General features: G+C 43.6%; 2 pseudogenes. Both read left to right on the forward strand.

Annotated features, from left to right (window positions below):
- Positions 1-168 precede the first annotated feature (168 nt).
- Positions 169-318, forward strand: a pseudogene (gene ykkC, locus BHE18_RS02045) (multidrug efflux SMR transporter subunit YkkC); the annotation flags it as partial.
- Positions 318-388, forward strand: a pseudogene (locus tag BHE18_RS02050) (QacE family quaternary ammonium compound efflux SMR transporter); the annotation flags it as partial. The pseudogenes ykkC and BHE18_RS02050, both read left to right, overlap by 1 nt.

Raw genomic sequence — 388 nt, forward strand, 5'->3', positions numbered from 1 at the left:
TTGCAGTGTGGTGAATATTGACGTATTTGCTACGGTTGATCAGCAAATTACGGATACTTGATGTTCAGGGTTAATTGTGTTTCGCAGTTGATTACACTCCTGTCGAATTGCATCGTGATGCAGATTAATATATGTACAGGTAGTCCCGTTTTTTTTTTTTTTTTTTTCACAGCGGGAACAGTACTTAGTGAAATCGTTCTCTTTCATGAACCGGTTGGATGGCCGAAGCTATTGTTAATTGGCGTGCTCTTAATCGGTGTAATCGGGTTGAAGCTTGTGACACAGGATGAGACAGAGGAAAAAGGAGGCGAGGCATAATGCTGCACTGGATCAGTTTACTGTGCGCGGGCTGTTTAGAAATGGCCGGCGTGGCCCTTATGAATAGGTG

It is taken from the genome of Rossellomorea aquimaris (assembly GCF_001877785.1).
GTDB lineage: Bacteria > Bacillota > Bacilli > Bacillales > Bacillaceae_B > Rossellomorea > Rossellomorea aquimaris_A.